This is a genomic window from Lysinibacillus sp. NPDC093197 (genome assembly GCF_044754025.1).
GTDB lineage: Bacteria > Bacillota > Bacilli > Bacillales_A > Planococcaceae > Lysinibacillus.
Genome location: NZ_JBIVOH010000009.1, coordinates 170,289 through 194,873 on the forward strand (window position 1 = coordinate 170,289; position 24,585 = coordinate 194,873).

Sequence of the window (24,585 nt, forward strand, 5' to 3'; positions counted from 1 at the left end):
GAGGAAAAATGTAACAATACATTATAAATGAGGCGAAAGTTTTATATGTCAGAACCTATTTTAGTAAATGTTACAGAGGAAATTGTGCGTGGTTTAGTAAGTTTTCTGCTTCGGGGACCAGAATATCAAACATTTTGTAAATGTCAAAACTGCGAATTTGATACAGTGGCACTTGCATTAAATGCTTTGGCTAGTAAGTATGTTACATCTATGGAAACGCGAGATGAAGCATTTAAAGCATTGAATACTCCTGAAAATATCGAGTTGATTAACAGAGAAATTATTCATGCATTACATGTGGTAAATAAGTATCCTCGACATTAAAAAGAGCCCACTTCTATAGTGAAGTAGGCTTTTTTTATGTTTCAAAGAAGTGTTTATCTTGGTTATGTATTTTCAGTTAACTTTTAAGGCAAGCTTGTAGTAAACTAGAGAGTAAGAATAGGAAAGAGAGGGAATAAGATATGCCAACACCTAGTATGGAGGACCATATCGAACAAATATATTTATTGATCGCTAATAAAGGTTATGCTCGAGTGTCTGACATTGCTGAAGCATTATCTGTTCTTCCTTCTTCTGTTACTAAGATGGTTCAAAAATTAGATAAAGATGGTTATTTAGTTTATGAAAAATATCGTGGACTTACATTGACGCCAAGAGGAGAACAACTTGGAAAACGTCTTGTGCAGCGACATGAACTGCTAGAACAATTTTTGCGAATCATTGGTGTAGATGAAGAGCGTATTTACAATGATGTAGAAGGAATCGAGCATCATTTGAGTTGGAATTCAATTGATCGTATTGCGGAACTTGTGCAAGTAATGGAAGAAAATCCAGACATCGCAAAAAAACTAGAAGCATCAAGAAAACAGCACAATTTATAAGATAAAACATTCATCTTTTGGGGTTACGTCGACTGTTATGGAAAATTTAATCTCCGTGTTACAGACGACGCTTAGATGACCAATACTGTGTAAACTTGTGCTCGTTGCTTTGAAGTATATGCATTAAGTACGGAATTATATATTTTGCGAAATTGATGGTATGAAGGAAAGGAAGACATTATGAACGAATTAAAATCAGGTGAAGTTGTTACTTTAACAGTGTTAGAGCAACAAGCATCGAAATGGATCTTAACAAATGGGGTAGTTGAACTGCCATTAAATGCTTCTGAGGTCACAGAACCACTAGCTGTAGGGGATCGTCTTGAAGTTTTTTTATTTGCGGATCGACGAGGCGATTTAGCAGCTACTACTGCTATTCCGGCATTTGCACAAGGCGAATACGGCTGGGCTCGAGTTCTTCGTGTTGTAGAGCATGAAGGTGCTTTTGTAGATATTGGTACTTCACGTGAAGTGCTTATCGAAGCAGAGGATCTACCTGCTGTTAAAGAAGTATGGCCAGAACCAGGTGACCATGTATTTATGACATTACGAACAGATCGAAATGGAGATTTATTTGGTCGTTTAGTAACGGAAGAAAAGATTTCGGAGCTATTCGAAGGTGCATTTGAAGATATGCACAATAAAAATATTACAGCTCGTCCATATCGATTATTACCAGTGGGCACATTTTTACTAGGGGTAGATCAACCATATCGTATTTTCGTGCATGAAACAGAACGCTATGAGGAACCACGTCTTGGACAAGATGTAGAAGTCCGTATTATTGATATAAAAGATGATGGCTCAATGAATGGCTCTCTTTTACCTCGAAAACACGAGCGCATCACAGGAGATGCACAGCAAATTTTAAGCTACTTGCAAGATGTCGGTGGTAAAATGCCATTTAGTGATAAGTCTTCACCAGATGAAATTAAAGAAATGTTTAATATGAGTAAAGCAGCATTTAAACGTGCACTCGGTACACTTATGAAGGCTGGTAAAGTGAAACAGCAAAATGGCTGGACAGAAGAAATTTAATTTCTTTAAAATATATATAGAAATGACGAGAACCATGCCTGAAACCTTCTCGTCATTTTTTCGTACTAATAATTGTATAATGACATACATTATACAGGCTAAATGATTTTTCTAGCGAAAGGGGTCACACAATTTGAAAAAAACATGGGGGAAAATACTAGTAGCAACGATGCTAGTGTTTGGTGTGCTGGCACCAACAACGGGATTTGCAGCAGACAATACGCCACCGAAAGCAATTGATGAAAAATTAGGTGTACCAATTGTCGTATATGGCGCAAACCTATCTGAGGCCGAAAAAGAATCTGTAAAAAAATCGTTAAAAGTAAATGAAGATCCTGAAGTTGAGGAAATAACAGTATCAGGGAATGACTTAGCTAAATACATTAAAGATAGTAATTCAAGCTCACGTATGTATTCTTCTGCAAAAATTACGCGTAAGGATGCTGGAAAAGGCTTAGTTATCGAAATTGTCACACCATCAAACATTACACAAGTAACTTCAGAAATGTATGCAAATGCAATGCTGACAGCGGGTATTGAGGATGCAACGGTTCAAGTAGCAGCGCCAAAGCCTGTAACAGGTCACTCTGCGCTTGTAGGGATTTATAAAGCCTATGAGGTAACAACAGGCGAAACGTTAGATATAGACCGTACAGACGTTGCCAATGAAGAACTATCAGTAGCAACTAAACTAGCTGATTCTGCTGGTGTAGATGATGCAAAGGTTGCGGAATTACTTACAGAAATTAAAAAACAAATTGCTGAAGTAAAGCCGGAAACGCGTGAAGATGTTGAAAAAATTGTTCAAGAGCAGCTAGATAACCTAGAAGTAAATTTAAGCGAAAAAGATCGTCAGCTATTAGTTGACCTGATGGACAAAATTAGTAACCTAGATATTGATTTTAGTAAATGGTCCGATCAACTAAATGATATTAGTAATACATTGCAAGAGAAGTTTGGAGCATTAATGGAAGATGAAGGCTTCTGGACGAGCGTGAAAAATTTCTTTGCAAATTTAAAGGATACAATTTCAACATGGTTTAACTAAATAAAAGAGCGCTCTGCCATTAGGTAGGTAGTGGCGCTTCAGACTGTAGATAAAGTCAAAAATATTTGGCTTTGTTTACAGTCTTTTTTTTATATAAACAATATGATGTCCAGTCGGTGCGTAAATACGAAACGATATCTACTATTTTTGTAAAAATGCAAATAGCTATGGTACTATGAAAAAAAGGAGTGGTGAGAAATGGAATTCCAATTACAAAATGTAACGGAAAACAAACTGGCTTTTGTTTATAAGCAGGATGGGGAACAGTTAGCGGAAATTACATGGAAACAGGAAGGTCAAGTAATGGTCATGGATCACACCTACGTTTCAGATAAGCTTCGTGGTCAAGGGGTAGCAAAAAAATTATTAGATCGTGCCGCAGATTATGCCCGTGAAAATAATTATAAAATGGTAGCTGTTTGTTCATATGTAGTCGCAGCATTTGAAAAATCGGAAGCTTATGACGATGTAAAACAATAAAAATGTAAAACAAAAAAATAAAGCAATCTGCTACATAGCCTCGAGCTATAATGCGGATTGCTTTTTAGGTTGAATATAGAAATTTTTCTTTACACATATTATAAAAAAAGGACACTGTAAATAAGTACTGTTAAAAAGCCTGCTCCTCCAACTAACGAAGCCATATCTACCCAATCATATACTAAATCTAAATCTTTCATAAATGACATCCTCCTATCGTTTGTATTATTGTATTATTTCCCTCATATTGTCAGTATTAATCATATATAAGTGCAAAATAATAAAGAATTACGAAAAAATATTAGAATTATGTGATAATAACGAGTAGGAGAGTGATTGCGAATGTCTTGGAAAATACAGACGTACGATGAATTAACGACGGAAGAACTGTATAAAATTATTCAGCTACGAGTAAATGTTTTTATTGTTGAGCAACAAACATGCTATGAGGATTTAGATAACCATGATCAAAACTCTATACATATATCATATGTTGAGAATGGAAAATTATGTGCATATTAGCGTATATTGCCCCCAGGAGAAAAATTTGAAATGGCGTCAATTGGGCGAGTTATTACTAGTCAGGAGATGCGAGGGACAGGACTAGGTAAAGAATTGATTCAATTAGCATTAGAAACAATCGAACAGCGATGGCCAGGTTCTGAAGTATTTATTCAGGCGCAAGAATACTTAAAAAATTTTTATGGTTCCTTTGGCTTTCAACAAGTCTCAGAGCCGTATATTTACGATAGCTTGCCACATTTAGATATGCTATATCAAGCAAAAAAATAATGTTTAGTCCTCTCCGAATAGGGAATAGCTATAGTATAAGGCTAGTTTCTATATCATTTTTAGGAGGGATTTATTATGGCAAAGCGTAAAGGAACAGGTGTTGTGCTTGCTGGATTAGCAGGGTTTGCAGCATCTTATCTAAGTAAAAAAGAAAATCGTGATAAAGCATGTGAAATGTTCAATAGTGCAAAATCGAAACTTGAATCTTTTCTGAATACATCGAATGTTAATATGGATGATAGAATCGCGGAACGTGTAACTGCTGAAGTAGCTACAGAAGCAGGGACAGCACCTACAAAGCTCGCTTCAAACGAGATGGTTTCTGAAGGTGGAGGACATACAGGTGTTCATTTCTACAATGAAGAAATTCAAGAAAAAGAAAAATAATAAAAAACCTTCTCATTTAGCTTTGAGAAGGTTTTTTATAGTGCCAGGCACGTAAACAATTCTGAATTTAAAAACCCACGTAGAATCCTGCGGGAACATTACAGAACGTAAGACGCAATAAGCCGCGCTAGAGCGAGGGCTGCGCCTTACAATGCGCCCGTGGAAAGCGAAGTGGGCTTTTACGAAAGAGGTAGTCCAGTAGTTTACTTATATCGAATTAAGAGGTTGCCCCTTTTTATTAGGAATAAGGGTAACACCAGCGAATGTGATTAACACAATTCCTGTGAAGATGAATCCACTGACTACACCAAGTGATAACCATCCGAGTAATGAGGAGCCTAACACTACTCCTAATGAGAAGAAGGCATAAAAATAACCGTATGCTTTCCCACGGATTTCAACAGTCGTAGAGTCAATTAATAGTGAATTCACAGACGGGAATAATAAACCGAAGCCAATGCCGTAACAAGCCATTGCTGTATAAAGTAACGTACTTGAATCAGCCTGACTAATCAGTATTTGACTTAAACCCATTAAAGCAATACCGAGCGATAATGTTTTAACTGGAGCTACTTTATCAAAAATGCGATTACTCGGCAAAATAAATACAAGTACAGCAACAATACCGAAAGCACTCATTAAAGTACCGCTTAAGCGTGAATCAAAACCTAAAGATTGAACCTTTAAAGGTAGTAAATAGGCAATGACACCTTGTGAAAACATTAAAAAGAATGCGCCTGTGAAAGCCTTTAACGTACCTACATTATTAAAAAATACACTAATTGGGATATAGGTTTTAGAAGAAGACTTTTCTTTTTTTACTTTATTAGAGTTTAGTAAAAAGAAAGAAAGGATACCTAACAGTAGCATAAAACTTGCAGTAATATTAAAGACAAAAGGTACACTAGTACGACTTGCTAGGATACCACTAAAAGCTGGACCGATAATGGCTGCAATCCCTACAAATGCTCCGGAAATGGCACTACCTTTGCCCCGCTTTTCTTGCTCTGTAGCATTAGCTAAAAATGTAAAAGCAGCAGGGACAATAAAACCAGCAACTAGTCCATGAATAAAGCGGACTATTAATAGGGCAAGTGGTGCATCTACTAAATTATATAATGTTAGTGAGAGTCCTGTTGTTAAAAGACCGATAATTAATATGATAAAGGGTCCTTTACGATCGGTTAAAAAACCAGAAATAATATTCCCGAACGTATTAGAAAGAGAATACATACCAACGGCAAGGCCAGTTAAAAAGGCAGATGCACCTAAAGATTCTGCATATGTACTCATTACAGGAAGCTGAGTAAATAGGTCAAAAAATGAAAAGAATATAATCAAATAGATAAACTTTTTCATAACTCCTCCACTACAAATTACGACATAGTGGGTTTATTATACCATTTTCGACAAAAAAAGAATGCCTAATAAGTTGAACTTATTAGACATTCGTGAATTGATAAAATTAAGCTTTAGCAATTTCTTTTTTCATTGTTTTGTTTTTCGCAAGGTTTACGTGCCAAGAAAGAGCCTCTTCTAAAATATGAGGAGTTTGTTGGTTACCTGTTGCTTCAATAGCACGGTTGTAGTAATCCCATAATTGTTCTTTGTAATCTGGGTGTGCACAGTTTTCAATGATTAAAGGTACACGTTCTTTTGGTGCTAAACCACGTAAGTCAGCAATACCTTGCTCAGTGATGATTACATCTACATCATGCTCAGTGTGGTCTACGTGAGAAACCATTGGTACGATTGAAGAAATCGCTCCGCCTTTTGCATAAGATTTTGTTACGAAAATACCAAGACGTGCATTACGTGCGAAGTCTCCCGAACCACCGATACCATTCATCATACGAGTACCTGATACGTGTGTTGAGTTTACGTTACCGTAGATATCTAACTCAAGAGCAGTGTTGATTGAAATTAATCCCAATCGACGGATAAGCTCAGGGTGGTTAGAAATTTCTTGTGGACGTAAGCAAATTTTATCAGCATATTTTTCTAAATTGCCGTATACTTTTTTCTGTAATTCTTCAGTAAGTGTAATTGAAGTAGCAGCTGCAAATTTAACTTTACCAGCATCGATTAAGTTAAATACAGCATCTTGAAGCACTTCTGATGCAACGACTAAATCTTCGAATTCAGAATCTGCAAAGCCATCAAGTACAGCATTTGCTACTGAACCTACGCCAGATTGTAATGGCATTAATTGTTTTGTTAAACGACCCGCTTTAATTTCATCACGGAAGAAGTCTAATAGAATGTTAGCCATTCCTTGTGTTTCTTCATCTGGTGGTACGATTAATGAAGGAGCATCTGGCTCTTCAGAAATAACAATCGCTTTAATTTTAGCTGGATCAACTTTAATACCGATTTCACCAATGCGTTGCATAGCATCTGTCATTGGAATTGCTTCACGATTACCTTGTTCTCCAGGAACATAAATATCATGGATACCTACTAAAGCTTCTGGATGAGAAATGTTTAACTCAATAATAATATTTTCTGCGTATTGAGCAAAGATTGGTGAGTTACCTACAGAGTTTGTTGGGATAATATAACCATCTTCTGTAATAGCAACTGCTTCAAGAATTAAATATTTAATTGGTCCGATAATTCCTTGACGCACTAACTCAGCATTATGAGAAAGGTGAGCGTCTACATATAGGACATCGCCAGAGTTAATTAAGTTACGGATACCAGCGTCACCTTGGAATGGTCCACGTTTACGAATTGCACCAGCTTCAGCTAAGTATTTATCTACTTCTGGTCCTAATGATGCACCTGTGTATACATCAATTTTAAATTCTTCATTTTTTGCACGCTCAACTAATGCCATTGGCACTACTTTTGCATCCCCAGCACGAGTAAAACCACTCATACCAACTACATCACCGTTAGAAATAAGCGCTGCTGCTGCTTCAGCAGTGACAATTTTACTTTCAAGTTCTTTTAAACCTAGGCGTTTTTGAATATTTGCATCCATAAAAAAATCCTCCCCTAAATCATTTTGATGGAAACCGATTACAAAACTAGAAAAAACCTGTATGAATTTTCTGTTTATTTAGTTGTAGTATGACTCCAACCATTTGATTAATACTATCACCAATTTGTCACAAAAACTTTATAATTAGCATTAAATTAAGTAAACGAAGAAAAAACGAGCGGAAGGCTGATTTTTCGACAGAGAAAACGTTTTATTGTAGAGCTGAGGTTTCAAGCTTTAAATTAAAAAGTACAGCAAGCTATCCTGAAGTAGGTACTTGCTGTACTAGAGAAAATTAGAAGCCTAAAGAACGACGGAAATAACTTGCGTAACGTTGACTAACAGGGATACGCGTACCATCTTTCATTATTAATAAGAAAGTTGAGTGTGAATCTGGTTGAATTTCATCAATGTAATCAATGTTTACAATATAAGAACGGTGACATCTAATAAATGAGTCAGGTGCTAAAAATAGCTCAAGATCACTTAAATTTAAACGGTGGTAGCCTTCTCGTCCCATTGTTTTAACAAATGTTTTACGAAGCTGTGTTTCAAGATAAATGACTTGATCGTGCTTAATTGGATACCAACAATCATCGATTTTAATCGTAATATAGTTTGTTAAAAATGCAGATGGCTTTTGCGGGAAGATGGCTGTGATAGCACCTTTTGTTTCGCCTTCTTCCATTAAAGGAATACTCATACCATAGTAAGCAACACCAAATACATCAGGTTCGATATACGTGCTGATTTTTTGATTATAGCTTAAAGCCTTATGTGCAGCTGAACCTTCTTTAATCGGATCACCTGGCTTAATTTTTAAATCAACCTTTTTGCTCGGTTGGTAGTACAAGTATTCATTTGTATCAGAAATTGCGATTGAAGTATTCTCAGGGAAAAACTCCTTAATAATCTCCATGATTTCTTCTATTTGTTTTGGATCCACTATTAGCACCTCGTTTTAACTTTTAAAAATAGTATTATCATCTATTTTACTACATATTCGTATAAATTATATAGAGAAGATTTCGGAATAAAAAAGAGATATGTCGTTTCCTGAAATAAAAAGTAGGATAAATGCTTACATAATATTCAAAATGGAGTAATTAATTACTAATTACTTTTTTTATGTATATGGTAAAATTTAAATGTCTATTAATAAGTTTACAAGGTTTCAACTATCTTTATATGATAAATAAGAACTAGAATGATGTGTAAAATGTGGTTGAAAGGAAATCGCAGAATATGGTAAAATTCACTGTAAAGTATATTTTTTTTTAAGACTGGTGTTTAAGTAGGGTTATTTTTAAGCTATATTCAATATATAATTGTGTAATAGGACTCAATTCATATGATAGATAAGTAAATACTTTTTTCTTATTTTGAAATTGTAATTTGATGTCAAATATTGTAATGTAATTCGTGCACTCTGAGGAAAGATGGGGAAGATTATGCAACTACATCAACATTCTATGTCCGAAACGATATCAAAAAGATACTTCCAAGAAATCGATAATATTAACCAATATGTCGGCGTAGAAGAATTTTTTAATATTGAGTCAAAGTTAATATTTGAAATTTATCATTTAGAATCTGCGAAGGCGAAAAAATCCTTGCATGAATTAATTGATATTCTTTCTATACGTTTTGGCAAGCAAGTTATTAAAATTGTGAGAGGTTATTTTTCTGTGTTAGCGTCGATTGTTGCTCGTAAATTGCTAGACAATCAAGTACCTTCAAAAAAAGCCTTTGCTTTTAATATTGCTTGTAATGATATGATTGAAAACCAAATGAAAGACGCTGAATTTTTGCAATTTGCTGATGATTTAATTGATTTCTTTGTCTATTTTATCGCAGATAGAAAGCAACCGACTTTCCGTCATCAGACAGTCAACAAAGTGATTATGTATATAAATGATGAGTTAGAAAATGATCTGACAGTAGAAAGTATCGCGAATAACTTCCATATTAGTACTAGTCACTTATCACGTATTTTTAGAGAACATGTGGGCATAACATTGGTTGAATATTTAAATGTACGTCGAGTAGAAGAATCACAATATTACTTACGACATACAAATAAAAGCATTACGTCAATCTCAGACCAATTCCATTTTTGTAATCAGAGCTACTTTACACGTATTTTTAAAAAATACACAGGTGTAACACCTAAGCATTTCCGTGATGAGTTACACCATGAATTTTACCGTTTTGAAATGAACGAGACTGAGATGCAAAACGTATAATTTTAATCATGGGCATTGAATGACTGGCGCTAAATATAAAAACATACTGATAAGATGCGATCGTATTAGCGATGCTAAAGCGCGCATCTTTTTTTATATGAAATGATCGCCATAGTTCCAAGCTTACAAAACACCTAGGAAGAATTGATAAGTAGCGCTTGCTATTTGATAAAGGTAGTCTTTATAAGGTATACTTCACATTAGTTGAAAAATAATAGTAGGTGGAAAAATGAAAAATTTGAAGCTATTATCAATGCTTGGTCTTGTTGTTTTTGTATTAAGCGGCTGTCAAGCAGTTGAGAACAAAGAAGGCTTTTTCTATAGTGTTTTTGTAAAACCTATGGAATTTTTACTGGAGTTTTTCGGAAATGATATTTTTTCAGGTAGCTATGGTTTAGCGATTATCGCCATTACGGTCCTTATTCGTTTAGTCTTAATGCCGATTATGTTGAAAAACTATCGTCAGCAACAATTAATGAAATCGAAAATGGATGCCTTCAAACCTGAAATGGAAGCCGTTCAGAAGAAAATGAAGGAAGCAAAGACAAAAGAAGAACAAACGCAATATCAGCAAGAAATGATGGCATTGTATCAAAAGCATGGTGTTAATCCGTTAAATATGGGTTGTTTACCGATGTTAATTCAAATGCCAATCATTATGGGTCTTTACTTTTCAATTTTATATTCTGCCGATGTGAAATCACATGAGTTTTTATGGTTTAGCTTAGGTTCACCAGACATTGTTATGACAATTATTGCAGGGATCGTTTATTTAGTACAAGCACGTGTATCTTTATGGACTGTACCTGAGCAACAAAAAAAGCAAATGAAAATGTTTATTTACATTTCGCCAATTATGATTGTCTTTATTTCTATGTCCTCTATGGCAGCTCTACCTCTTTACTGGTCTGTCAGCGGAGCATTACTAATTCTTCAAACATATATCGGTCGAAAATATTATTCGGAGCATCCCGAAAAAGCAAAATCATAAATGAATTTATGTCGAGGCGCTTGTGTAGCCTCGATTTTTTTTAGGAGGAAAACAGAGTGAATACAAAATGGATATCATCAATTCTTGTGGCAATTTTTAGTATCGCGGCAATTGTATGCATCATTTTAGGAAATTTCAACTTTGCTGTACTAGCGATGACAATCATGTTTGCCATGTCTAATGGTTTTAGAGCGAAAAGTTTTAAGGAGCAGGGATATATTAAAGAGGCAAAATGGATGAAGTATATGTCTATCTTTTTCTCGATAGCTTCAATTGTTGTCCTTATTATCATTTTTACAGAATAATAGTGAAAAGCTTCACTTAAAAATGTGAACAGTGATAAAATAAAACTATCAAATGAAAATGTTATAACTTGCTTCAGCACAAGTACTCCACTTCAAGAAGTGGTGGATGAATGCCTTGAATATGCACTGAAATCTATGGGGGTTCAAAACCTTGCTGAACCAAGTTAAAAGCCCCGGCGGATGTCACAGATTTTTTACATGAGCTTTTCGAGCAAGCTCGAAAAAATCTGGACGCCATGACGCCGAGGCGTAATTGATTAAAGGTCTTAAGGTTGCTCAAACTCTCGATGAAACGACCTGTCTGGTAGTTGGGCAATCCTGTATCTGTACAAAAGGGGCAAAAAAAGTGAAAAAAAGTCGTTTACCACTTATTATTGGTGCTGTTATTTCAGTGGCATTGATTGTTTCAATTTTTGTAGTTATAAACTATAAAAAAAGCCAAGTAAATGTAGCATCTGATGAGGAACAACCAGTAGCACAAAAAGGCAAAGAAGATGAGCCAACAAAAGAACAACCAAAAACACCTGATAATACATCTGAGCCTCAAGAACAGCCGGATGAAAACGGTTATTACCCAAATCAAACTATACCAACAGAGCCTACTTATATTGATGGTATTTTATTAGCTAATAAAAGATATCCACTACCATCAACATTTGCACCTGGTGAAAGTCCAGAGGCTCGTCAAGCGTTAAATAAGATGATAGCAGAAGCGAAGCAACAGGGTTTTAACTTAGTGGCGTTTAGCGGATATCGTTCATACGAATATCAAACAACATTGTATAACAACTATGTTAAGCGTGATGGTCAGGCTGCTGCGGACCGCTATAGTGCGCGACCAGGTTTTTCTGAGCATCAAACAGGCTTAGCATTTGATATTGGTGAAGTTGGCAAAGATGATTTATGGTTGACTGAGGAATTTGGCGAAACACCAGCTGGACAATGGTTATTTAATAATGCTGCGCAATTTGGTTTCATTTTACGATTCCCTCAAAACAAAGAAGACATTACAGGTTATATGTATGAATCATGGCATTACCGTTTCGTTGGAGTCGACATTGCGAAAAAAATTAAAGAACAAAACCTTACTTTAGAAGAATATTTAGGCGTGAAATAACAATAGAAGACTACTATCGTTGATTTCCACTACAGCGGGTGCTTTCCGCTCCAATCAACTGACCGTGTTGAAAGGAGATCCCATTTTATTAACTAAATCAGGGGAGAATTGTTTAAAAGTGCCCGTAGCGAAAATCAATGGTAAAGAAAAAGTGTTAGATTGATTGAAGTCAATCTAACACTTTTTCTTTTTGACTCAGCAAGATTTGAACAAGTAGTTTACTACAGTACTGGTGTTAGTAAACGTGAAATAGATTCCTTAAACTTGATCATGTTCGAACGATTTTGATACATCTCCCAAGTTAATTCCGTGCAATCTAAAATATCCTTTTCAAATAGCTCCGCTAACTGATGAGAAATTGTTGAATCGTAAATAAAAGCATTTACTTCGAAATTTAAACTGAAACTTCGTACATCGATATTGGCAGTTCCGACTGTAGAAGCCTCGTCATCGATAATAATGGCTTTAGCATGAATAAATCCTTTTTCATAAATATAAACTTTTGCCCCAGCGCGCAGTAATTGCCCCACATAAGAGTATGTAGCCCAATAAACAAACATGTGGTCCGGTTTGTTTGGAATCATGATACGAACATCAATACCTGAAAGCGTAGCAATTTTAATGGCATCTAAAAAGCTGACATCAGGAATGAAATAAGGGGTTTGAATATAAATATATCTCTTGGCCATATTAATAAGCTTTAAATAACCAATTTTAATTTGTTCCCACTCAGAGTCTGGTCCGCTCGAAACAATTTGTAAGCCTACATTACCTTTTTTCGGAATAGCAGGGAAGTAGCGATCTGAATAGCCCATTTTTTGCTGTGCACAAGCTTGATTCCAATCTAGCAAAAAGCGTGTTTGCAACGGATGGACGGCACTACCTTCGATACGTAAATGTGTATCTCTCCAATAGCCAAATTTCTTTTGAAGTCCAAGGTATTCATCTCCTACATTAAAGCCCCCAATATAACCAATACGACCATCAATTACTACGATTTTACGGTGATTTCTGAAATTTAGACGTGGATTAAGCAGTGGGAATATTGAAGGGAAGAACACTTCAACCTCACCGCCCGCTTCAAGAAGTTCTTTGAAATGTCTTCTTTTAACATTACGTGAGCCCATTTCATCATACAAGAGCCTCACTTTAACTCCTTGTTTTGCCTTTTTAATCATTGCGTCGACGAGACGCGTACCTAAATTGTCTAAACGAAAGATGTAATATTGAATGTGGATATGATCTTTTGCTGCTTCGATATCTTTTATAAGCTGTTCAAATTTGTCTGCACCATCATCAAAAATAGAAATATGGTTGTCTTGTGTTAATACGGCATTATTCGTTTTTAAATGCATGTAAATCATCTCTTTATAATTTTCAGCATTTTCAATACGAAACTCAAATGTATCATCTCGAATCGTATCCATTTGATAGCTTATCAGATTATCAATCCCAATATCCTTGCGCCCTTCCCAACGAAACAAATGTTTCTTCCGCAGTTGCCTGCCGACTAGTAAATATAAAATAAATCCAACTAATGGCAAGAAAAATAGGACGAGAATCCATGCCCATGTAGAAGAGGCATCTTTACGTTCTAAAAAAATTATGGTCATCGCTGATAAGATGTTAAAGATTAATACTAAAGGTACTAGATATTCTACATCTGTAAAAATGCTCATTCCTGCACCCCTCTACTATTTTTCATATAATACTTAGTATAGCCTACTTTTCAGGTGGAAAGAAAGAAGAGTCCGCTATTTGTTGTCACCATAGAAAAGATTACCCTAAAATATAAAGAGGTAATCCGCAGCGCTTCTATAAATGAAAGTGTATAAATACGGATGCTTGAAATTCGTGCTGTATGGACTGTGCAAACTATAATAGAAAACCGGCAAGCCTCCCCTGTGGTATGGCTTGCCGGTTTTGACTACTGTGGATGCCCCCTTCAAGAGGAGGGGGGCATCTTACTAACTTATGAATAACATTCCCATTGAAATAGTATATCGGAAAAATCTTGTTGTAGAAGTTTATCACGATTGATAAAAAACTTACCTACGCCACTATCCGCCCACATAATACCGAACTCATCATTAGAATCTATTTGTAGTAAAAGTACATCATATCGTTGCAAAAGCTGAGATGCATGTCGAATGTCCTCATCTAAAAAATATGCATAACCACCTATCTTTGCCCCTGCACCTAAAAAATGCTGTAAATAAATTTCATATAAATTAACATCATAATTTTGCGTTGCTATTAGGCTAGGTAAATGATGCACAGCACGATAATCTAACGCTGAAACAGGTTCTTGCGTGTAGTGAAATTGTAATGCTAATTCCTCATTAATAGGAAACCAATCATTTGAGGATTGTGATAGGTTATTATGTGATGGCATAGTTATTTTGGATTCTACTGTCGGGTAAAATCGTACCTTATAAAACTGTTGGAAAATATCTTCTTTATAGTGCGCTGCATTGGCAAAAATATTAGATGATATAAAAAATTGTAAAATACCTTGTGTAGGGAAATCTTGTATGAGCGGTATTTCTGCAAAATTTATTTGAGCTAATAAACGCATAGATTCACCAGTAATGTCTTTTGGAACTGTTTGATAATATGGTAAATAAGGTTCACCAGCAAATTTACTTTCTGTTAATGAAGTTGTTCGTTTAGATGGCGAAATAATAATCGCTGGAGAAAGCGAATCTTCAATTTCAGAACGTAATGGGTAGAGCTCTCTAGGTAGAGATAAATTTATCGTTTTGTTCATGCAGTGCCCTCCGAGTTTACACTTTCAAACATTGATGTCTTTAACTAACATAATCAAAAACGTTTGTTACTATAAGGTACGACATTTTGTAAGTAAATTATTCAAGGCGTAAAGTTTTATTTGATGCGTTATAAATAAACATTAGACTAATGGAGATAATGGCGATTGTTGCAGCAATGTAGTAGCCAAGGTTTGATTCCATTGTGAATAACCATGTAAAGAATAGAGGGCCGAGAATACGTCCTAAATTGTCCATAGAATAAGAAAGGCCTGCTGCTGTTCCGTATTGGCCACCAGATTCTTTGGAGGATAGTGACACAACACATGTTCTTGCAAGGGCATTTCCTGCTGTGAATACACAAAGAGCAAATCCTGCCATTAATAGATTGCCTGTTAAAGTAAATAAAATCATACCAAGTGCAGTAACGATTTGAGCTCCAATAAGCCAAGAAGTTTCCGTACCATTTTTAATACGACGAACAACACCGCCTTGTATTGCCGCATCTACAAAACCACTAAACATAAATAAATAACCAATTTGCAATGGTGTTATGTGTATGCGATCAATTTGGAAAAGCTGGAATGTTGCTTCTACTCCTGCGAGCATAAAAGTGACTAAAAAAGAGAACATAAATAAATAACGAACTCGGTATTGAAGCATTTTGCCAACACCTTTTGGTACAATTGCACGTTTTGTTACATCTTTTCGTTTTTCTGGTTCTTTTAAGACGAAAATTGCATAAATAAATAATAGCGCAATTAAAACTGCTGATGCGATAAATGGTAGTTGCAAGCTATAATGACCTAGCATGCCACCAATTGCAGGACCGAAGATAAAACCTAGACCGATGGACATGCCCATTAAACCCATGTATTTATTACGATCTTCCTCGCTCGACATGTCACCGATAAAGCCTGTTACCGCTGTATATAGTGCACCTGAGAATAAGCCGCCAACGATACGTGATACGTAGAGCATCGTTAAATTATCAATAAATATTGAAAAGATAACGAAGCTGAGACTGAATCCAACCAATCCCGTTAAAATAAGTTGCTTTCTTCCGACTTTATCGGATAGCTTTCCCCACAGTGGTGCAGTAAAAAAACTTGCAAGTGAATACACTGTCAGTAAACCGCCTACATGAATGTTTTGCCAGCCTTGTTGCACAATGACTTCTGGTAAGACTGGAATAATAATTCCGAAGCCTAAGTAGACGAGAAATTGTACTGACATTAAGAGTAAAATTGGTTTTATCATTTAATTTCCTGCTTTCTTACAATATTTCAGTATGTATATTCTACCTCTCTTGTTCTTGCTATTACAAGGAAACGTAGGTAAAGCATTTTGTTGGGTACTGTAAAAAGTTTTTTTAAATTGTTTTTTATTTCGCTGAGCGGTTATTCCTTCTTCTATTCCCTCCTTTGGTAGAGGTTTTAACAGGTCCCAAATATCCGTATTGAATGTCAAAAAAAATGAGGAAATACGAATAGAACCAATGAGATATGCAAAGAATATAGTTATATCAAATCAGTTTATTTTTTGCCGTAAAAAATGGTCATTAAACATAATTTACATTGTAACAAAATTGAAAAATATTAAAGGCGAGTTAAATGGTATGATAGATAAAGATAAACTCGTCTGACATCTATAACATAGAAAATTGAAACTTTTTTGGAAATAAAACGTTATATAAAATCGAGGAAAGATTGAGGTGGAATGTATGACAAAGGAAGTAGATTTGAAAAAGATTGTTTCGAATTTATCGAAGTTGGGTGTGACTGCCACTGTAACGAAGTCTCGACTTGAACTTTTAAAAGTGCTCACACCTCCAACGCAAACTCCGCAAGTTCAAGCTTAACTCGTTTTACAAAAAAAGAATGGATAGTCTTTTGAAAATAAGACTATCCATTCTTTTTTATTCAAGTTTTTAATCATCTTCATCATATGTTGTAAACATGTAAGTACGATAATGGAAACGCATGCTAAAGACCAGTCCGATGGCAAGTGCATTCCCCATTAATGAACTTCCTCCATAACTAATGAACGGAAGCGGAATACCCGTAATTGGTAGTAATTGAATTGTCATTCCGATATTTTCGAATACGTGGAACGTAATCATAGCAATAATTCCTGCACATACATAAGTTGAAAAAGGATCTTTTAACAATAGTGTTGTTTTTGTTAAATGATAGATTAACAAAAAGAAAATACAGATTACGATACTTGCACCAATAAATCCCCATTCCTCACCAATGACGGTGAATATGAAGTCCGTATGATTTTCTGCTACGTACACTTCGCGCCCACGGAAACCTTTACCAAAAATTTCACCCGAACCAATGGCGTTTAAGGAAGTGATTAAATGGTAGCCATCACTGGATGAATAAGAATAAGGATCTAGCCAAGAATAAATTCTGGCAAACTGGTAAGCTTTAAACCCAAAAGTTTTTTCTAAAAAGTCCTGCATATAAAGCGCCATCCAAAGGAGACTTCCTCCGATAGCTGCTCCACCTAAAAAAGTAGGTAATATAATCTTCCATGAAATGCCTGCAACAATAACAAGTGCTGCAGTAATCGCAAAGAAAACAAGTGCAGAACCAAGGTCTGGCTGTTTCATAATAATACCAAGTGGTATAATCAACGTTATAGCAATTTTGCCTAGTAAAATGAAGTCGGATTTTATGGATCTTAAAGAATAAACTTCATGATGCTTACTAATAAGTCGCGCAAGTGCTAAAATATAAAATGTTTTCATAAATTCGGAGGGCTGGATATTGCCGAGTGGTGTATGGAACCAGCTTTTTGCTCCATTTACAGGCTCACCAATCTGACCTTTTCCTTCCGGCATGAAAATAAGTAATAATAAAAGGGCGATCCCAGCTCCATACATATACCAAGCCATTTTTTTATATTGATCGGGTTCGAAAAACATAATGACACCGATAATAACTGCACCAATTACATACCACTGTAACTGTTTTGGCACGTAGTTAATACCGTATTGTCCAGAAGTTTGCGCAGATGCAATAGCTAACAAACTAATGACAAGAAAAGTGAAAAGTATAAAAGCGAGCGTCCAGTCAAAACGGTTCACGAAATTTCGTTTATTTTCCATAAAAGCCACCTAAAATAAAATAGTTTAAAGAGATGCGTGTATACGCATGTTGAACATTAACATTATAACGCAAAAAACAATTTTACGCCTGAGTATATTGTTCTGACGACAAATAGCATAAAATGTTTCAAAAAATGATGAATAGTTTTATAATGAAGTGAAGAATGGGGTGATGGATGTGGCTAAGAAATTAAAGTCAGCTGAAGATTTTATGTATCATATATACGTTCATATGAACGATGTCGATAAATTTGTTATTTTTAGCGGGCTTAAGCTCTCGCAATTTGTGGCTGCTTTAGATCCACTGCATCACTTACTTTTACTTAAGCATTCCTATGAAGATGGATCATTTAATATGCATACACAGTTTGATTATGTACCTGATGAGGAGGTTCCTCGTTTTGTAAAAAAGGCTACAGAGTCAAAAGAATTGTGTTGGATAGATTTTATGGATGAAAAGAGGCTAGATCAGCTGACTGCGATGGAGCAGGGAGAACTGCTTTATATTAGCCATAAAAAGGAACCGATTACATCGCCATTCTTTAATAAATTGCAAAATCGGTTTGTTTATTGTTCTTCGGATGTAGAGAAGATGACAAAAATTTATTTTCGCCATTTAAGTGATTCAGATTTACTAGTTGCAAATGTCATTAATTCTTTAATTCGTGAGAAAGAAAGAAGCACAGGCTTTTGGAGACGTAAAGTCAAATCGAGTATTCCTTGTCTTACACCTGAATTTTTAAGAGCTTATCGTTCTTTTGCTAAGGACGGTGCATTATTATCGCTGTATCGCATCGAGAAGCCGAAAGCAGCATATGGTATAGAAATTCGTAACTTATCAGATTATTCCTTCCCAGATGAAGTCTGGGATGATTTAAATACAATTTTGAAAAACGAACACGATGAATTGATTCAAATTATTTAGCTCTATTTAGCAGGCATTCCACCAGCCAAATATGAAGGGAACCGAAGCGAGTGATTGTATGTCATTTACTTCGGTGACCAACTTTCGAATGAATAAGGCACTCAAATCTCACCGTAATTTTAACGGTGAGATTTTTATGTCATTTGTCAAGACGTTTCGTGATAAACTAATAATACTCAAGAAGTATGTGGAGGGCACAAAAATGAAAAAAAGAATCGGTTTATTATACGGCGGAAAATCAGCGGAGCATGAAGTGTCATTGTCGACAGCGTGTGCGGTCACTGGAGCTTTGAATTTCGAGGAGTATGAGATATATCCGATTTACATTACACAAGATGGGGAATGGCGACGCGGTGAGCGTCTAGAAAAACCTGCAAATTCGATTGAAGAATTACAATTTGGTGATGAAGCCATTATTTTAGAAAATAATATTACAGCATTTTTAATCGATAATAACGGGACAGCGGTACAATTTGATGTTATTTTCCCTTTACTACATGGAACAAATGGGGAAGATGGAACTGTACAGGGCCTACTTGAAGTCTTGAATCTTCCGTATGTTGGAAATGGTGTATTGGCGTCATCAGCAGGTATGGATAAAGTAATTATGAAGCAATTATTTGAAATTGCGGGTTTACCACAAGTGCCATATACGTACTTCATTCGCAGTGAATGGGCTAATGAGCAAGAAGTTATTTTAACACGCTGTGAAGAAAAATTAACTTGGCCAATGTTTGTGAAGCCTGCCAATTTAGGTTCAAGTGTTGGCATTAGTAAGGCTTCAAATCGTCAAGAGCTAATTAAAGCAATCGAAGTGGCTTTACAATTCGACCGTAAAATTGTAGTAGAGCAAGGAATTGTAGCTCGTGAAATTGAATTGGCTGTATTGGGCAATGATTTTCCAGAAGTTTCAGTGCCAGGTGAAATTAAGCCTATGACTGAATTTTATGATTATGATTCGAAATATAAGGATGGCTCAACAGCGCTCATTATTCCTGCAGAGCTTCCTACAGAAGTTGTAACAAGCTTAAAAGAACATGCAAACAGCGCGTTTAAAATTTTAGATGGAAGCGGTTTAGTACGTGCTGACTTCTTTGTTACAGCAGATTATGATATTTATATTAATGAAGTAAATACAATGCCAGGTTTTACACCTGTTAGTATGTATCCACTTCTTTGGCAACACACAAATGTAAGCTATCCAGAGCTTATTAATCGTCTGATTGCGCTTGCACTTGAGCGTTATGAAGAAAAACAACAGCTTCACTATAAAAAAGACTGAGTGGGATTATTGTGAAAAAGACATTAAAGCAATTAGCAGCATGGTTGAATGAAGAGGAGCCGACTTTCGGAGAGACGGTTGTAACTGGTATTTCTATTGATACAAGAACAATCAATCAAGGAGATTTATTTGTACCATTTCGTGGAGAATTGGCAAATGGTCATAAGTTCGTACTACAAGCTTTTGAAAAAGGTGCAGGTGCTTCGCTTTGGCAAAAAGATGAACCGAATCCACCAGAGGGTGTTCCATTATTATTTGTCGAAGATCCAGAGCAAGCCTTACAGCAAATGGCACGGGCTTATCGCGATGAGCATAAGGCGACTTTTATTGGTATTACAGGGTCGAATGGTAAAACTTCAACAAAGGATATTTTAGCAGGTACGCTTGCTCCGTTTTTTAAAGTGCAAAAAACGATTGGCAATTTTAATAACCAACTAGGATTACCGATTACGATTTTACAGCTTGATGAGGATACAGAAGTTGCAGTGCTGGAAATGGGCATGAGTGGCTTTGGTGAGATAGAATTTTTAACAAAATTAGCTCGACCTCATATGACGGTTATTACAAATATTGGTGAGGCGCATATGCAAGATTTAGGCTCTCGTGCAGGCATTGCCAAGGCGAAGTTTGAAATTATTCAAGGTATGCAGGATAACGGTGTACTATTTTATGATGGTGATGAACCATTATTAAAAGAACTCGTTGCAAAAGAGCAAAATTTAAATGCCATGGCATTTGGTTTAGAACCAGGCGATTTGCTATATGCTGAGAATATTGAAGCAACTGCCAATGGAAGTAGCTTTACAACGCATGGCGCGATTGAAGGTGAATTCTTTATCTCGGTTCTTGGTAAGCATCAGGTGAAAAACACATTGATTGCAATGCTTATCGCACAAAAGCTAGGGTTAAATGATGAACAAATTCGCAAATCATTAAAAGGTGTAACTTTAACTGATATGCGCATGCAACAAGTACAAGGAAATCAAGGTGCATTATTTATTAATGATGCATACAATGCTGCACCTACATCTGTAAAGGCGGCCATTCAGTTTATTGCTACAACAACGATTCGACCAGAAAAGTGGCTTGTCTTAGGCGATATGCTCGAACTGGGAGCTAATGAACAAAGCTTCCATGAAGACTTATCACTTGCTATTCACGAAGGTGAAATTGACTACGTGTGCTTATATGGTCCACGTATGGCATATTTATATGAAGTGTTAAAAGACCGTTTTGATGCTGATCATTTACTATATGAGCAGGATGATTTTGCACCTATTATTGCAAAGCTTCAACAGGCAACGGAGCAATCCATCGTTTTATTAAAAGGTTCACGAGGCATGAAGCTAGAGACGATTTTACAAGCATTTACTTCATAATTAACGAGTGTAAGTATAATAAATAGTTACCTATAGGGTAAAAATCCGCTTTGGCTGCAATAGACATCTTATGCGGATTTTTACCTTTTATTGAAAAAGGCAATATAGGATGCCTTTATGGCGGGCTAAGTTGCGCGTATAATGTCCACTTTTTAGAGGTGAGAGTAATGGCAATAGGTGTTTTATGTTTACATGGATTTTCAGGTGGCGCTTATGAGGTAGAGCCGTTTACAACTTATTTACGTGCTAATACAGATTGGTTAATCGAGACTCCGACTTTATCAGGACATGGGGAAGATTTAAACATGAAAGGTTTTACAGCAATGCATTGGTTAATGGATGCGGAGTTGGCTTTTCGAGCGCTTGCCAAAAAGGTTGATGAAATCATTGTCGTTGGCTTTTCAATGGGCGGGATTATCGCGCTATATTTAGCAAAGCGTTATAAAGTAAAGAAGCTCGTACTGCTTAGTGCGGCAGCTAAATATGTAAGTCCTAAGCAACTTGTAAAGGATTTTAAAATGCTAGCGACTGAGGCATATCATCGAAACCTTTCTAATAATGAGCTGTATTTGAGATATCGCCATAAGTTTAATAATGTGCCATTATCAGCAACAATTGAATTCATGAAACTCGTTCAAAAGGTTGCGCCGTATTACCAAGATATCAAAGTGCCAGTTTATATTATTCAAGGAAAATTAGATGGTATTGTGCCGTATCATACCGCCCGATTTTTATTTGATCAACTAGCCTCAATAAATAAAAAGTTGTATTTTTCTGACAATGGCAAACATCATATATGTTATTGTGAAGATTGTTTTGACTGGTTTGCGAAGGTTTTAGAGTTTTTAAAGGAGCAATAAAGTAGTCAGATTATTACGACTCATGCGTTATCGTTGCATACGGTTGATTACCATGATAGACTAGTGTAAGCAATGGATACATTTTGTGCGAAGACTCTTCATAATTTGGTTGAAGAGTACTTTTTTTTGAACATAACGGTTTTATTCTAAGTGAATAATTACGCAGAATCGAACCGCTCGGTAAAGACCGGGCTTTCCTTTTCATATAAGAGAGCTCTACATGAAACCTTTGTAGAGAAAATTTTTAAGTAACGGAAACGTTCCACAACACAGGCTCGAATTTGCCGACAACTTCATCTGAAAATGTAACCATTTGTCAACTTAAAAGGAAAAAAGGAGATTGAGAAGTTTGACAAATTTTTCAGAATTAAATATTAGCGAATCTACATTACGTTCAGTAAAACGTATGGGATTCGAAGAAGCAACACCAATCCAAGAGGGAACTATTCGTTTTGCCATTGAAGGTCGCGATGTATTAGGTCAAGCGCAAACTGGTACAGGTAAAACTGCCGCTTTTGGTATTCCACTTATCGAGAAAATCGATCCTAAAAACCCTAATATCCAGGCATTAGTAATTGCTCCAACTCGTGAATTAGCGATTCAAGTTTCAGAAGAACTATATAAAATCGGTTACGACAAACGTGTGAAATTATTATCAGTTTACGGTGGTCAAGAAATCGGCCGTCAAATTCGTGCACTGAAAAATAAACCACAAATTATTGTTGGTACACCAGGTCGTATTTTAGATCATATTAATCGTCGTACTTTAAAACTAGAAGATGTTCAAACGCTTGTACTGGACGAAGCAGATGAAATGTTAAACATGGGCTTTATCGATGATATTAATTCAATTTTAGAAAACGTACCTGCTGAGCGTCAAACATTATTATTCTCAGCAACAATGCCACCAGCAATCCGTAAAATTGCTGAAACATTTATGCGTGAACCTGAAATTGTAAAAATTAAAGCAAAAGAATTAACAGTGGATAACATTGAACAATTTTTTGTGAAAGCTGCTGAACGTGAAAAATTCGATGTTTTATCTCGTCTATTGAATGTTCACCAACCAGAATTAGCAATTATCTTTGGACGTACAAAACGTCGCGTAGATGAGTTAGCACAAGCTTTATCAATCCGCGGATATCTTGCAGAAGGAATTCACGGTGATTTAAGCCAAGCAAAACGTATTTCAGTTTTACGCCAATTTAAAGAAAATAAAATTGATATCCTAGTTGCAACAGATGTAGCCGCTCGTGGTCTTGATATTTCAGGCGTTACACATGTATATAACTTTGATATTCCTCAAGACCCTGAGTCTTACGTTCACCGTATCGGTCGTACTGGCCGTGCCGGAAAATCAGGTCTTGCAGTAACGTTTGTAACACCTCGTGAAATGGGTTATTTACGTATCGTTGAAGAAACAACGAAAAAACGTATGACACCACTTCGTCCACCAACAAATGACGAAGCTTTAGTAGGTCAACAACGTTTAGCTATTGAGACACTTGAAGGTATTATTTCAACTAATAACTTAGGTGATTATCGTACATTAGCTACAGAAGTTCTTGAAAACCATGATGCAATTGATGTAGTAGCTGCTGCATTACGTTCATTAACAAAAGAGCCGGATGATTCGCCTGTTACAATTACAGAAGAACGTCCATTACCAATGCGCCGTGAGCGTTCTGGCGGCGGCGGTGGTCGCGGTGGCGATCGTAACGGTCGTAACAGAAGCGGTGGCGGTCGTAGCTTTAGCGGTAACCGTCGTGAAGGTAGTGGTGGCGGAGATCGTCGCAGCAGTGGAGGCCGTCGTGAAGGTGGTCGCCGTGAAGGTGGAGCTCGCCGTGAAGGTGGACAAGGTCGTTCACGTGCACCACGTCGTCATGAAGACTAATTAATTTTAAAACTTCCAACCTTACAGTCAATTCGACTGTAAGGTTTTTTATATTTATATTGAAACAAATTAGTGTTAGTGTACG

25 protein-coding genes are annotated in these 24,585 nt (G+C 36.2%); 18 read left to right on the forward strand and 7 right to left on the reverse strand.

Annotation, left to right across the window (positions count from 1 at the left end; translation table 11 throughout):
* Nucleotides 1-45 precede the first annotated feature (45 nt).
* The 8 genes from ACIP9G_RS19970 to ACIP9G_RS20005 all read left to right on the forward strand — a co-directional run bounded on the left by ACIP9G_RS19970 (nt 46) and on the right by ACIP9G_RS20005 (nt 4,629).
* On the forward strand, nt 46-324 hold the full coding sequence (locus ACIP9G_RS19970) for a late competence development ComFB family protein (RefSeq protein ID WP_173479396.1): 279 nt from the start codon (nt 46-48) through the stop codon (nt 322-324).
* Between the two features lie 140 nt (nt 325-464).
* A complete protein-coding gene (gene mntR, locus ACIP9G_RS19975; RefSeq protein ID WP_173479397.1) occupies nt 465-884 on the forward strand; it encodes a transcriptional regulator MntR in 420 nt (139 codons plus the stop codon).
* Nucleotides 885-1,064: 180 nt separating this feature from the next.
* Nucleotides 1,065-1,922, forward strand: a complete 858-nt coding sequence (locus tag ACIP9G_RS19980) for a CvfB family protein (RefSeq protein ID WP_401021697.1) — start codon at nt 1,065-1,067, stop codon at nt 1,920-1,922.
* A gap of 133 nt (nt 1,923-2,055) precedes the next feature.
* Nucleotides 2,056-2,970 carry a DUF1002 domain-containing protein gene (locus ACIP9G_RS19985; protein WP_401021700.1) on the forward strand — a complete coding sequence of 305 codons (915 nt, stop codon included), beginning with the start codon at nt 2,056-2,058 and terminating at the stop codon, nt 2,968-2,970.
* Between the two features lie 198 nt (nt 2,971-3,168).
* Nucleotides 3,169-3,450, forward strand: coding sequence for a GNAT family N-acetyltransferase (locus ACIP9G_RS19990; protein ID WP_401021702.1), 282 nt, complete (start codon nt 3,169-3,171; stop codon nt 3,448-3,450).
* A gap of 342 nt (nt 3,451-3,792) precedes the next feature.
* Nucleotides 3,793-3,972 carry a GNAT family N-acetyltransferase gene (locus ACIP9G_RS19995; protein WP_401021704.1) on the forward strand — a complete coding sequence of 60 codons (180 nt, stop codon included), beginning with the start codon at nt 3,793-3,795 and terminating at the stop codon, nt 3,970-3,972.
* 6 nt (nt 3,973-3,978) lie between these two features.
* Entirely contained in the window at nt 3,979-4,242 is a 264-nt protein-coding gene (locus ACIP9G_RS20000) for a GNAT family N-acetyltransferase (RefSeq protein WP_401021706.1), read from the forward strand.
* Between the two features lie 75 nt (nt 4,243-4,317).
* Complete coding sequence (locus ACIP9G_RS20005; protein WP_340822027.1) at nt 4,318-4,629, forward strand: hypothetical protein; 312 nt, start codon at nt 4,318-4,320, stop codon at nt 4,627-4,629.
* A gap of 207 nt (nt 4,630-4,836) precedes the next feature.
* On the opposite strand, the gene ACIP9G_RS20010 is transcribed toward ACIP9G_RS20005, so the two are convergent.
* From ACIP9G_RS20010 to ACIP9G_RS20020, 3 genes are all read right to left on the reverse strand, one after another.
* Complete coding sequence (locus ACIP9G_RS20010; protein ID WP_401021708.1) at nt 4,837-5,988, reverse strand: MFS transporter; 1,152 nt, start codon at nt 5,986-5,988, stop codon at nt 4,837-4,839.
* Nucleotides 5,989-6,094: 106 nt separating this feature from the next.
* Nucleotides 6,095-7,615: a succinyl-CoA:acetate CoA-transferase ScpC gene (gene scpC / locus ACIP9G_RS20015; RefSeq protein WP_340822029.1), complete on the reverse strand. Its 1,521-nt coding sequence runs from the start codon at nt 7,613-7,615 to the stop codon at nt 6,095-6,097.
* Nucleotides 7,616-7,910: 295 nt separating this feature from the next.
* A complete protein-coding gene (locus ACIP9G_RS20020; RefSeq protein WP_173479405.1) occupies nt 7,911-8,561 on the reverse strand; it encodes a LytTR family DNA-binding domain-containing protein in 651 nt (216 codons plus the stop codon).
* Nucleotides 8,562-9,066: 505 nt separating this feature from the next.
* Here ACIP9G_RS20020 and ACIP9G_RS20025 point away from each other — a divergent pair.
* From ACIP9G_RS20025 to ACIP9G_RS20040, 4 genes are all read left to right on the forward strand, one after another.
* Nucleotides 9,067-9,861: a helix-turn-helix transcriptional regulator gene (locus ACIP9G_RS20025; protein ID WP_173479406.1), complete on the forward strand. Its 795-nt coding sequence runs from the start codon at nt 9,067-9,069 to the stop codon at nt 9,859-9,861.
* A gap of 229 nt (nt 9,862-10,090) precedes the next feature.
* Nucleotides 10,091-10,852, forward strand: coding sequence for a membrane protein insertase YidC (yidC, locus tag ACIP9G_RS20030; protein ID WP_340822032.1), 762 nt, complete (start codon nt 10,091-10,093; stop codon nt 10,850-10,852).
* A gap of 56 nt (nt 10,853-10,908) precedes the next feature.
* A complete protein-coding gene (locus ACIP9G_RS20035; RefSeq protein ID WP_340822033.1) occupies nt 10,909-11,157 on the forward strand; it encodes a hypothetical protein in 249 nt (82 codons plus the stop codon).
* A gap of 346 nt (nt 11,158-11,503) precedes the next feature.
* On the forward strand, nt 11,504-12,274 hold the full coding sequence (locus ACIP9G_RS20040; protein ID WP_340822035.1) for a M15 family metallopeptidase: 771 nt from the start codon (nt 11,504-11,506) through the stop codon (nt 12,272-12,274).
* 221 nt (nt 12,275-12,495) lie between these two features.
* Here ACIP9G_RS20040 and cls read toward each other — a convergent pair whose 3' ends face one another.
* From cls to ACIP9G_RS20055, 3 genes are all read right to left on the reverse strand, one after another.
* Entirely contained in the window at nt 12,496-13,953 is a 1,458-nt protein-coding gene (gene cls / locus ACIP9G_RS20045) for a cardiolipin synthase (RefSeq protein ID WP_340822036.1), read from the reverse strand.
* Between the two features lie 293 nt (nt 13,954-14,246).
* Nucleotides 14,247-15,044 (reverse strand): YwqG family protein, encoded by a 798-nt coding sequence (locus ACIP9G_RS20050; RefSeq protein WP_401021713.1) that lies wholly within the window; start codon nt 15,042-15,044, stop codon nt 14,247-14,249.
* 97 nt (nt 15,045-15,141) lie between these two features.
* The gene (locus ACIP9G_RS20055; protein WP_340822039.1) at nt 15,142-16,302 is read right to left on the reverse strand and encodes an MFS transporter; all 1,161 of its coding nucleotides are present in this window, start codon (nt 16,300-16,302) and stop codon (nt 15,142-15,144) included.
* A gap of 463 nt (nt 16,303-16,765) precedes the next feature.
* On the opposite strand from ACIP9G_RS20055, the gene ACIP9G_RS20060 reads away from it, so the two are divergent.
* Nucleotides 16,766-16,903, forward strand: coding sequence for an Lmo0850 family protein (locus ACIP9G_RS20060; protein ID WP_004232019.1), 138 nt, complete (start codon nt 16,766-16,768; stop codon nt 16,901-16,903).
* A 69-nt stretch (nt 16,904-16,972) separates the two neighbouring features.
* Here the strand turns inward: ACIP9G_RS20060 and ACIP9G_RS20065 are convergent, their stop codons facing one another.
* The gene (locus ACIP9G_RS20065; protein ID WP_401021715.1) at nt 16,973-18,160 is read right to left on the reverse strand and encodes an FtsW/RodA/SpoVE family cell cycle protein; all 1,188 of its coding nucleotides are present in this window, start codon (nt 18,158-18,160) and stop codon (nt 16,973-16,975) included.
* A 172-nt stretch (nt 18,161-18,332) separates the two neighbouring features.
* On the opposite strand from ACIP9G_RS20065, the gene ACIP9G_RS20070 reads away from it, so the two are divergent.
* The 5 genes from ACIP9G_RS20070 to cshA all read left to right on the forward strand — a co-directional run bounded on the left by ACIP9G_RS20070 (nt 18,333) and on the right by cshA (nt 24,500).
* Nucleotides 18,333-19,085 (forward strand): hypothetical protein, encoded by a 753-nt coding sequence (locus ACIP9G_RS20070; protein WP_340822042.1) that lies wholly within the window; start codon nt 18,333-18,335, stop codon nt 19,083-19,085.
* A gap of 202 nt (nt 19,086-19,287) precedes the next feature.
* On the forward strand, nt 19,288-20,367 hold the full coding sequence (locus ACIP9G_RS20075) for a D-alanine--D-alanine ligase (protein ID WP_401021717.1): 1,080 nt from the start codon (nt 19,288-19,290) through the stop codon (nt 20,365-20,367).
* An 11-nt stretch (nt 20,368-20,378) separates the two neighbouring features.
* On the forward strand, nt 20,379-21,746 hold the full coding sequence (locus ACIP9G_RS20080) for a UDP-N-acetylmuramoyl-tripeptide--D-alanyl-D-alanine ligase (RefSeq protein WP_401021720.1): 1,368 nt from the start codon (nt 20,379-20,381) through the stop codon (nt 21,744-21,746).
* A gap of 167 nt (nt 21,747-21,913) precedes the next feature.
* Nucleotides 21,914-22,606: an alpha/beta hydrolase gene (locus ACIP9G_RS20085; RefSeq protein ID WP_401021723.1), complete on the forward strand. Its 693-nt coding sequence runs from the start codon at nt 21,914-21,916 to the stop codon at nt 22,604-22,606.
* A gap of 349 nt (nt 22,607-22,955) precedes the next feature.
* Nucleotides 22,956-24,500 (forward strand): degradosome RNA helicase CshA, encoded by a 1,545-nt coding sequence (gene cshA, locus ACIP9G_RS20090; RefSeq protein ID WP_340822047.1) that lies wholly within the window; start codon nt 22,956-22,958, stop codon nt 24,498-24,500.
* The last annotated feature ends 85 nt before the right edge of the window (nt 24,501-24,585 follow it).

Excerpts from the sequence above, each read along its gene's own strand:
- ACIP9G_RS19990 (WP_401021702.1), top strand. The coding sequence starts at position 3,169 with ATGGAATTCCAATTACAAAATGTAACGGAAAACAAACTGGCTTTTGTT.
- ACIP9G_RS20055 (WP_340822039.1), bottom strand. The coding sequence starts at position 16,302 with ATGATAAAACCAATTTTACTCTTAATGTCAGTACAATTTCTCGTCTAC.
- ACIP9G_RS20070 (WP_340822042.1), top strand. The coding sequence starts at position 18,333 with ATGGATGTGGCTAAGAAATTAAAGTCAGCTGAAGATTTTATGTATCAT.
- yidC (WP_340822032.1), top strand. The coding sequence starts at position 10,091 with ATGAAAAATTTGAAGCTATTATCAATGCTTGGTCTTGTTGTTTTTGTA.
- mntR (WP_173479397.1), top strand. The coding sequence starts at position 465 with ATGCCAACACCTAGTATGGAGGACCATATCGAACAAATATATTTATTG.
- ACIP9G_RS19995 (WP_401021704.1), top strand. The coding sequence starts at position 3,793 with ATGTCTTGGAAAATACAGACGTACGATGAATTAACGACGGAAGAACTG.
- ACIP9G_RS19970 (WP_173479396.1), top strand. The coding sequence starts at position 46 with ATGTCAGAACCTATTTTAGTAAATGTTACAGAGGAAATTGTGCGTGGT.
- ACIP9G_RS20065 (WP_401021715.1), bottom strand. The coding sequence starts at position 18,160 with ATGGAAAATAAACGAAATTTCGTGAACCGTTTTGACTGGACGCTCGCT.
- ACIP9G_RS20050 (WP_401021713.1), bottom strand. The coding sequence starts at position 15,044 with ATGAACAAAACGATAAATTTATCTCTACCTAGAGAGCTCTACCCATTA.
- ACIP9G_RS20060 (WP_004232019.1), top strand. The coding sequence starts at position 16,766 with ATGACAAAGGAAGTAGATTTGAAAAAGATTGTTTCGAATTTATCGAAG.
- ACIP9G_RS20025 (WP_173479406.1), top strand. The coding sequence starts at position 9,067 with ATGCAACTACATCAACATTCTATGTCCGAAACGATATCAAAAAGATAC.
- ACIP9G_RS20075 (WP_401021717.1), top strand. The coding sequence starts at position 19,288 with ATGAAAAAAAGAATCGGTTTATTATACGGCGGAAAATCAGCGGAGCAT.
- cls (WP_340822036.1), bottom strand. The coding sequence starts at position 13,953 with ATGAGCATTTTTACAGATGTAGAATATCTAGTACCTTTAGTATTAATC.
- ACIP9G_RS20005 (WP_340822027.1), top strand. The coding sequence starts at position 4,318 with ATGGCAAAGCGTAAAGGAACAGGTGTTGTGCTTGCTGGATTAGCAGGG.
- scpC (WP_340822029.1), bottom strand. The coding sequence starts at position 7,615 with ATGGATGCAAATATTCAAAAACGCCTAGGTTTAAAAGAACTTGAAAGT.
- ACIP9G_RS20010 (WP_401021708.1), bottom strand. The coding sequence starts at position 5,988 with ATGAAAAAGTTTATCTATTTGATTATATTCTTTTCATTTTTTGACCTA.
- ACIP9G_RS20085 (WP_401021723.1), top strand. The coding sequence starts at position 21,914 with ATGGCAATAGGTGTTTTATGTTTACATGGATTTTCAGGTGGCGCTTAT.
- ACIP9G_RS19980 (WP_401021697.1), top strand. The coding sequence starts at position 1,065 with ATGAACGAATTAAAATCAGGTGAAGTTGTTACTTTAACAGTGTTAGAG.